Here is a 7,755-nt window from a genome sequence, read left to right as displayed (position 1 = left end):
ATGGCGATCGCCCCCATCAAGCCCACACTCCAGCCTAGCACAGCCATCACGGTGGCACCCACAATACCCGCCAACGTTCCCTCTAAACTGACGGCGCCCTCTGTCCCTCGCGGCACGGGTTTTAAGGTGGTGATGAGAAAGGTGCGCTGGCCATAGGCTTTACCCACTTCACTGGCACAGGTATCTGACAGCTTAGTGCTAAAACTGGCTACAAATCCCACCCCAAATAACTCCCGCCATTGGGGAAACAAAAGAATAAGGAGTGCACAGACGGTGCCTGTGAAGGCTGACCCCCAGACGTTTTCCGGTCCCCGTGCCCCTGAGCGTTTTTCAGCAATGCCTGCGGCCTCTTTTTCGGCCATGCCGATGTGGGTGACGGCTGAACCAACTAGGAAATAGACCATGACAATGAGATAGCCCTGCCAGCCCAATGTGCCCCAAATCAGCACCCCCAAAAGCCACGCATGGAAGAGTCCTGCTAGGGTGAGTAATTTTTGCTGCGTCAAGAGGGCGATCGCCCCAAGAACGGTGTTGAGCAACACCCCTATCCACCAAGGGTTGAGGGCAAGGATTCCATCCATGAGAACCGCACTCCGACTGTACAGGCAGCACCTTATTATACTTTTCAGACATAGAGGCTGGATAATGATTACTTGGCTACTGGAGCCACTGCAGCACCCATTTATGGTCAAGGCGCTGGGGGTAAGTACCCTTGTGGGCTGTGTGTGTGCCGTATTGTCCTGTTTTTTAACCCTGAAGGGCTGGGCCTTGATGGGAGATGCTGTATCCCATGCGGTGCTCCCCGGTGTGGTTTTGGCCTACTGGCTGGGGTTGCCTTTTGCCCTAGGTGCTTTTGTCTTTGGTCTGATGGCAGTTACCCTTATCGGATTTATTCAGCAGCAAACGCGAGTTAGGGAGGACACAGTCATCGGTTTAGTCTTCACCGGCTTTTTTGCCTTGGGGCTGGTGTTGCTCTCGAAAACTGCCAGCAGCGTTGACCTCATGCATATCCTCTTCGGAAATGTTTTAGGGATGAGCGATCGCGACCTCTGGCAAACCGTGATTGTGAGCCTCGTTACACTGATTACGATTGTCCTGCGGCATCGAGATTTCATCCTCTTTTGCTTTGACCCCACCCATGCCCGCACCATTGGCCTGAATACGACGCTGCTATACTATCTCCTTTTGGCTCTTTTGTCCTTAACCACTGTAGCTGCCCTGCAAACCGTAGGCATCATTCTTGTCGTAGCGATGCTGATTACACCGGGGGCAACCGCCTATTTGCTAAGCGATCGCTTTGGCGTGATGGTGCTCATTGCCCTTGGGGTAGGCGGCCTCGGCAGTTTACTGGGAACCTATATTAGTTACTATCTAGATGCGTCGACGGGCGGCTGTATTGTTGTCCTGCAAACAGTAATTTTTTTGCTGGCAATGATTTTTGCTCCGAAGCACGGTCTTTTGGCCAAAGCCCGCTCTCCTCTGAGTTAGGTTCACGGATTATCTTTGTGGGGTATTGCCGATGCCTTTGCTAGAGTTCATGATATAGTTGCCCCATATTTATCATGGGTGAAGACAGTTGCGTTATGGAGTCAGATCAACAGTGGCCTACAGAACATGTTCCCTCTGAAGCCTCCACCTCCTTTGTTCAGAGAGAGGTAGGCATTGCATCTGACGACCATGGTCATGGCGCACCAACCGATGTGTTAAGGAGTTATGACAGCTTGGTGGAAACTTCAGCAGCGCGCATCAAAGTGATTGGTGTCGGTGGTGGCGGTGGCAATGCAGTAAACCGCATGATTGCCAGTAATGTCGCTGGTGTTGAATTTTGGTGTGTCAATACTGATGCGCAGGCGCTCGCTCAATCCCAAGCCCACCGCTGTTTACAAATTGGCCAAAAACTCACCCGTGGTCTTGGCGCCGGTGGCAATCCTGCCATTGGTCAAAAAGCGGCTGAAGAATCCCGTGAAGACCTTGCTGCGGCGCTCAAAGACGCCGATTTGATCTTCATTACCTGTGGCATGGGTGGCGGTACCGGCACCGGCGCTGCGCCAATTGTGGCGGAAGTGGCCAAGGAACAGGGCGCCCTAACCGTTGCAGTCGTAACCCGCCCCTTTACGTTTGAGGGTCGTCGGCGCGCTAGTCAAGCCGATGAAGGGATCGAAGCCCTGCAAAGCCGTGTTGATACTCTAATTGTGATCCCCAATGACAAGATTCTCTCAGTGATTTCAGAGCAAACATCGGTTCAGGATGCGTTTCGAGTTGCCGATGATGTGCTGCGCCAAGGGGTTCAGGGAATCTCCGATATTATTAACTTGCCAGGACTGATTAACGTCGATTTCGCCGATATTCGTTCGGTGATGGCTGATGCCGGTTCTGCCATGATGGGCATTGGAATTGCCTCTGGCAAGTCACGAGCCACTGAGGCCGCTGTCAGTGCAATTTCTTCACCCCTACTGGAGGGGTCTATTGAGGGTGCCAAGGGCGTTGTCTTTAACATTACGGGGGGCACAGATCTCACCCTCCATGAGGTCAATGCTGCTGCAGAGGTCATTTACAATGTGGCCGATGCCAACGCCAATATCATCTTTGGTGCTGTGATTGATCCTCAAATGCAAGGGGAAGTTCAAGTCACTGTTATTGCCACCGGGTTTAGTGGTGAACCCATGAGCCGCACCCGTGCCACAACCAAAACAACACCCCTAACGAACCGGCCCCTAACAACGCCACCTCCTCCTGAAGCGCCTGTGCCCCAACCAGAGGTTGAAGCCAAACCCAAGTTGGATATTCCGGAGTTTCTCCAGCGACGGCGACCCAACCCCTAGCTACTGTCTCTAACCCATCTCTCAAAGGGGATAGTAAGTCACTTCAAAGACCTAATTCGCGGGCGATCGCCATTAACCCCTCGCGGTAGGAAGGATAGCAGAGTTGAACCCCTAAAACTTTCTTGATTTTCTCATTGCGGACTCGGCGGGATTCGCGCCAGAAGGACTGAGCCATTGGACTTAAATGGGCTGCCTCTAAGGGAATGGCTGGTGGGGCTGGGCGACCCAAAAGACGATAGGCCTCGAGGAGCACAGGGAGTGACTCTGAAGGTTGATCATCACTGAGGTTATAAATTTCCTGCGGAGTCGGCTGGGCGAGCGAGCGTTCGAGGGTTTGGACAATATCCGCCACATGAATACGGCAAAAGTAGTGTCCCGGTTTGTCAATGAGTTGGACATCACCCTTGAGAATACGAGCGAGGGGATTGCGCCCTTCGCCGGGGCCATAGATGCCGGCAAGTCGAAAGATATGGGTGGGCAAATTCGAGTGGAGAAAGGTTTGCTCAATTCTGACGCGGTGTTGTGAACGCAAATTTTGGGGATTGACCGGCGTGGTTTCATCCACCCAATCCCCTTGGCGATCGCCATAGACCCCTGTTGTCGAAAGGTAGCCAAACCAGTGCAGATTGAGTTTCTCTAACTGTGGCAACAGTGTTAGCGCAACCACATCCTCCCCCTGGCGATCCGGAGGAATACTGTGGAGGATGTGAGTGACTCCCTCAAGGGCAGTCGCAGCTAAGGGGACTTGCTTCCCCTGCGGCTCCCATGCAAAGGGAAAACAGGGAACAGTGCTGAGTTCTAGTGGCGGCTCTCCCCGGCGATTGGTGATGACCACATCAATGCCTTGGGCTTGGAGCGATCGCGCCAACCACGTTCCCGTATAGCCGCAACCGAGAATGAGAACCCGCATTGTACTCTAGTCTTGGGAAGAGGCTGCCGCCGCATCCACCAAACGCACCTTTGTAGCCAAACCCAGCACTTGCAAGAAGCGAATGGTGAGCCACGTTAGATCCAATTCCCACCACTGTAAACCATGGCGTGCCGAATATTGATAAGCATGGTGGTTATTATGCCACCCCTCGCCAAAGGTTAACAGGGCAACCCACCAGCAATTCATTGAGTGATCCGTGGTTTCAAACGTGCGATAGCCAAAGGTATGGGTGGCACTATTGACCAGCCAAGTGGTGTGATAGACCGTTACAAGGCGCACAAAAATGCCCCAAATCACAAATGGCCAGCCACCCCAAAGGTAAAGGACAATGGCCAAGACCACTTGAATCGGCAAAAAGTACTTGTCAAGAAACTGATACACAGGATCATCGGCAATATCTTTAGTGAAACGGGGAATCTCAGCCTCCGCTGGCACCTCACGAAACATCCATTCAATATGACTCCACCAAAAGCCCTTACGGGAATCGTGGTGATCATTCGGTTGATCCGAGTACAGATGGTGATGGCGATGCAGTCCAACCCACCAAATCGGCCCCCCTTGCATTGAGAGTGTGCCACAAAAAACCAAGAAATACTCTAACCATTTGGGCACTTGGAAACTGCGATGACTGACAAGACGGTGCCAGCCCAAGGTAATACCAATGCCGGCAGTCAACCAGTGAAGCATAAGCGCCAGCAGGACTGCCTTCCAGCTAAACATACTGGGTAAAAAAGCAAAGAGGGCACCGAGGTGAACAAAAATAATAAAGGTCGCCGTAGGCCAGGCAATGGGGGGTTTGGCAACGGTGGCTTGGGTCATGAACACATCCGTAAAACAACTGAGTAGGCTGCTGTTCTCTCTAGGCTGAGCTTGAACAACAATCACCAGAATTTAGTATAACGAGCTATGGTTGAGTATCTTTACTTAGCGTGTTTTTCCCACAACGCATAATTCAGCAATCCCCGCCGGTGGGGGAAGTCTTTGGGGAGAGTGTCCTCAAAAGTATTAGGCAGGATACCCAATAGCCGGCTGATTATTTCGTTTTCTGTGGCTTTGTAACGAAATGTTGCATTTTCTCAGATTAATCCCTAGGATATAGGGTAAGGTGTGGTAGTTATTAGGAATTATGAAAACGCCACGTTGGACACGACTCATTGACTTCCTACAGCGCGAGATGGCACTGCCCACCGCTGCCATTGACTTTGGCCTCAAGCACTGCAATAAGCAGGTGAACTTGTTACCCGTTGTTCTCTGGCAGTATGGCTTGGTCAGCCTCGAACAACTTGACCGTATCTTCGACTGGCTAGAAACTACTCAGTCCTAGTGGCGCTCTCAGAATTCTTTTATCAAGACTTAATGAATCACTGTTTCCTTAGCAACAAAGTCATAGCTCTGGGAAATTCCTAACTGCTGAGGCAAAAGGATTGGACTCTGCCACCCCACGGGTTGAATTGACAACAGGGGGGAAGGAGTTTTGAATGTTCCCCAGAGATAAACTTTCTTACCCAGTAGTTCAGGGGGAACTGTAATTTTGTAATTACAACCATTATTACCAGCAGATGACAGAGGAGCGGCAGCACCACCCATGGGCAAGCCGCCGGGGGGATGCAGGGTGGCATTAATGACAATCTCACTACAGGAGATGGAGGGAGATTTATTGACCTTGCCGATAATTGTGGGCTGTACCCGTAGATGACTTGGGGGTCACAATTGGCTGATCTGGGTGGAATCTACCGGTACAGCACGGCTTACAGTGGGGCTGAGAGCAACAGTGAGGCAACTGAGGAGTAAACCTTTTTGATTTAGCATTGAGGTGTCCTTGGTGTGAGTGGAGAGAACAGTTTTCTTTAGCCCCTGTGGGCTGAATACTCTTATCCTAGTTGAGCTGACTAGGGACTCCGCTGCTAATTCTCACCGGCAATAGATGACGCTCATCACCCAAGCTAGCCCCCCTGTGGTTATGAGAGTAATTAAATATATGCACCGACTCAAACGAAGGGCGGTCATAACAATAGTCTGATCAATTGGTTGCAGCGGTTCTCCCAAAAAGGGTTTCACTTTCACTGTGCCCCGATAGGTATTTGTGCCCCCCAGACGTATCCCCAAAGCAGCCGCATAGGCACACTCACTCCAACCGGAATTGGGACTGGGATCTTTGGGGGCATCCCGACAACACCACTGCCATACCCGCTGCCACTGCCCAGAACAGAGGGCAACCAGAAAAACTAACAACCGACAGGGCAACCAGGTAAGAACATCCTCAGTTTTGGCCGCAAACCAACCCCAATGAGTATAGGGCGGCTCGCAGTAGCCAATCATGGAATCCAGTGTACTGGCGGCTTTATAGGCCATGACAAAGGGGAGAGGTGTGAGCTGAGGCATCATAAGGGTGGCGATCGCCCCGTAAAAAAGCGGCGCCATCATGCCATCGGTGGCATTTTCACTCACGGTTTCCAGAACCGCCCGTAGAATCTCGGGCGCCTCTAGCTGGGCAGTCTCACGTCCCACATATTTAGCCAAGGACTGGCGTGCCCCCTCAAGATTGCCGGCAGCCAAAGGTTCAAGTACCTCCGTTGCCGCATCCCGCAAACTGCGACCGGCAAAGCCACTAGCAGTGCCCACCACCGCAATTCCCCAGCCCAAAAGGGGCGAAATTGTCATTCCCAAGGTGACCAATCCCCAGCTAATGAGGGCAGACCCCGTGATTAAACTGAGCGCAAGTACTGCTCCTCCCAACCGTTGTCCCCAGAAAGGCCAGCCTTGGCCATAGTTGAATGTGTTGCTGAGGGTTTGAATATAGGCTCCCATCCAGCGCACTGGATGCGGCCAGCCCCATGGATCGCCAAGGCCAAAGTCAAGGAGAGCAGCACCAACAAGAATGGTGTAGGCAATAAATTGGCAGGACACAGGAAAAAGCAACGGGGGCGATCGCTCATTTTAGAGCCTTAGCGCCACCCAGCTCGATCCATGATCCGCAGAGCCTCGGCATTATTGCGGCCAAAAACTGCTGCATTGACATTCTGTCCGCGGAAGTTGCCAAACTGCTGCACAATCGGATGCAAGGGTACCCCTGAGCGCACGGGATACTCAAAATTGGCCATAGCAAACATTTCCTGTGCCTTGGGACTGACGAGATACTCTAAAAAGCGGATTGCTGCTTGGCGATTGGGGGCACCGGCCACCACACCAGCACCACAGATATTCACGTGGGCACCGCGATCGCGCTGATTGGGAAAAAATAAGCCCACCTTCTCAGCAACTGCCCGATCTTCTGCTTTATCTGAGGCAATTAAGCGTGCTAAATAATAGTGATTTGCAATTGCGATACTGCCCACCCCTGCCGCACAAGCACGAATTTGCGCCGTGTCATTTCCCTCCGGCGCTCGGGCAAAGTTCTGCACCAAGCCCCGTGCCCATTCTTCCGTTTTCTTAGCGCCGTGAATGGCCAATAATGATCCTGTCAGGGATTGATTGTAGATATTGCTGGAACTGCGGGTTAGAATTTGCCGCCGCCACTTGGGATTAGCGAGATCCTCATAGGTGGAAAGTTGGTTGGGATTTACTTTGGCTTTGTCGTAAATGAGAACCCGCACTCGCCGCGAAAGGCCGAACCAATGTCCTTGAGGCTCCCGCAGATTGGCCGGCACAACGCTGTTGAGAACCCTTGACTGAATAGGCTGTAAAATTCCCGCCTCTTGGGCGCGCCACAGCCGACCTGCATCCACTGTAATTAATACATCAGCAGGAGTTCGGCTGCCTTCACTGCGAATCCGTTCAATTAGAGCATCGGCTTCCGCCTCAATAATGTTGACACGGATTCCCGTCTGCTGGGTAAAGCCGCTGTAGAGCGCTTTGTCGGTGTCGTAGTGTCGTGCCGAATAGACATTGATGACCCCCCCTGTTTGTCTCTGCTGAGCATAGCTGGATTCAGCGTCTTGATTCCAGAGGTGGTGGGCAACATAGGCTGTTGCTGCAGCCCCCATGCCCAGGAAGATACGGCGA

9 protein-coding genes are annotated in these 7,755 nt (G+C 52.3%); 3 read left to right on the top strand and 6 right to left on the bottom strand.

All coding sequences use genetic code 11. The features are described from left to right. Positions 1-581 (bottom strand): DUF92 domain-containing protein (locus P3X23_RS09315; protein ID WP_300875827.1); only part of this gene is annotated, 581 nt, incomplete at its 3' end. A 64-nt stretch (positions 582-645) separates the two neighbouring features. On the opposite strand from P3X23_RS09315, the gene P3X23_RS09310 reads away from it, so the two are divergent. Together P3X23_RS09310 and ftsZ are read left to right on the top strand one after the other, a co-directional pair. Then, positions 646-1,488, top strand: a complete 843-nt coding sequence (locus tag P3X23_RS09310) for a metal ABC transporter permease (protein ID WP_300875824.1) — start codon at positions 646-648, stop codon at positions 1,486-1,488. A gap of 74 nt (positions 1,489-1,562) precedes the next feature. Beyond that, positions 1,563-2,822: a cell division protein FtsZ gene (gene ftsZ / locus P3X23_RS09305; RefSeq protein ID WP_300875821.1), complete on the top strand. Its 1,260-nt coding sequence runs from the start codon at positions 1,563-1,565 to the stop codon at positions 2,820-2,822. Positions 2,823-2,865: 43 nt separating this feature from the next. Here the strand turns inward: ftsZ and P3X23_RS09300 are convergent, their stop codons facing one another. After that, complete coding sequence (locus P3X23_RS09300) at positions 2,866-3,732, bottom strand: SDR family oxidoreductase (RefSeq protein ID WP_300875818.1); 867 nt, start codon at positions 3,730-3,732, stop codon at positions 2,866-2,868. A 6-nt stretch (positions 3,733-3,738) separates the two neighbouring features. Then, positions 3,739-4,572 (bottom strand): fatty acid desaturase, encoded by an 834-nt coding sequence (locus P3X23_RS09295; protein WP_300875815.1) that lies wholly within the window; start codon positions 4,570-4,572, stop codon positions 3,739-3,741. Positions 4,573-4,879: 307 nt separating this feature from the next. Between P3X23_RS09295 and P3X23_RS09290 the strand changes: the two genes are divergently transcribed. Beyond that, positions 4,880-5,077: a DUF2949 domain-containing protein gene (locus tag P3X23_RS09290; RefSeq protein WP_300875812.1), complete on the top strand. Its 198-nt coding sequence runs from the start codon at positions 4,880-4,882 to the stop codon at positions 5,075-5,077. Positions 5,078-5,106: 29 nt separating this feature from the next. Here P3X23_RS09290 and P3X23_RS09285 read toward each other — a convergent pair whose 3' ends face one another. The 3 genes from P3X23_RS09285 to P3X23_RS09275 all read right to left on the bottom strand — a co-directional run. Then, positions 5,107-5,340 carry a hypothetical protein gene (locus P3X23_RS09285; RefSeq protein ID WP_300875810.1) on the bottom strand — a complete coding sequence of 78 codons (234 nt, stop codon included), beginning with the start codon at positions 5,338-5,340 and terminating at the stop codon, positions 5,107-5,109. 324 nt (positions 5,341-5,664) lie between these two features. Continuing rightward, positions 5,665-6,660 (bottom strand): adenosylcobinamide-phosphate synthase CbiB, encoded by a 996-nt coding sequence (cbiB, locus tag P3X23_RS09280; protein ID WP_300875807.1) that lies wholly within the window; start codon positions 6,658-6,660, stop codon positions 5,665-5,667. Positions 6,661-6,698: 38 nt separating this feature from the next. Next, the coding region (locus tag P3X23_RS09275; RefSeq protein ID WP_300875805.1) for a Fe(3+) ABC transporter substrate-binding protein at positions 6,699-7,755 on the bottom strand (1,057 nt) is incomplete at its 5' end.

The sequence above is a fragment of the Thermosynechococcus sp. Uc genome (assembly GCF_029335995.1).
Lineage (GTDB): Bacteria > Cyanobacteriota > Cyanobacteriia > Thermosynechococcales > Thermosynechococcaceae > Thermosynechococcus.
The sequence above is the reverse complement of the archived record's forward strand: the minus strand, read 5'-3'. Positions and strand labels throughout refer to the sequence as shown.

Coding starts and splice junctions, on each gene's coding strand:
- ftsZ (WP_300875821.1), top strand. CDS start 1,563: ATGGGTGAAGACAGTTGCGTTATGGAGTCAGATCAACAGTGGCCTACA.
- P3X23_RS09295 (WP_300875815.1), bottom strand. CDS start 4,572: ATGACCCAAGCCACCGTTGCCAAACCCCCCATTGCCTGGCCTACGGCG.
- P3X23_RS09290 (WP_300875812.1), top strand. CDS start 4,880: ATGAAAACGCCACGTTGGACACGACTCATTGACTTCCTACAGCGCGAG.
- P3X23_RS09285 (WP_300875810.1), bottom strand. CDS start 5,340: ATGGGTGGTGCTGCCGCTCCTCTGTCATCTGCTGGTAATAATGGTTGT.
- P3X23_RS09310 (WP_300875824.1), top strand. CDS start 646: ATGATTACTTGGCTACTGGAGCCACTGCAGCACCCATTTATGGTCAAG.
- P3X23_RS09300 (WP_300875818.1), bottom strand. CDS start 3,732: ATGCGGGTTCTCATTCTCGGTTGCGGCTATACGGGAACGTGGTTGGCG.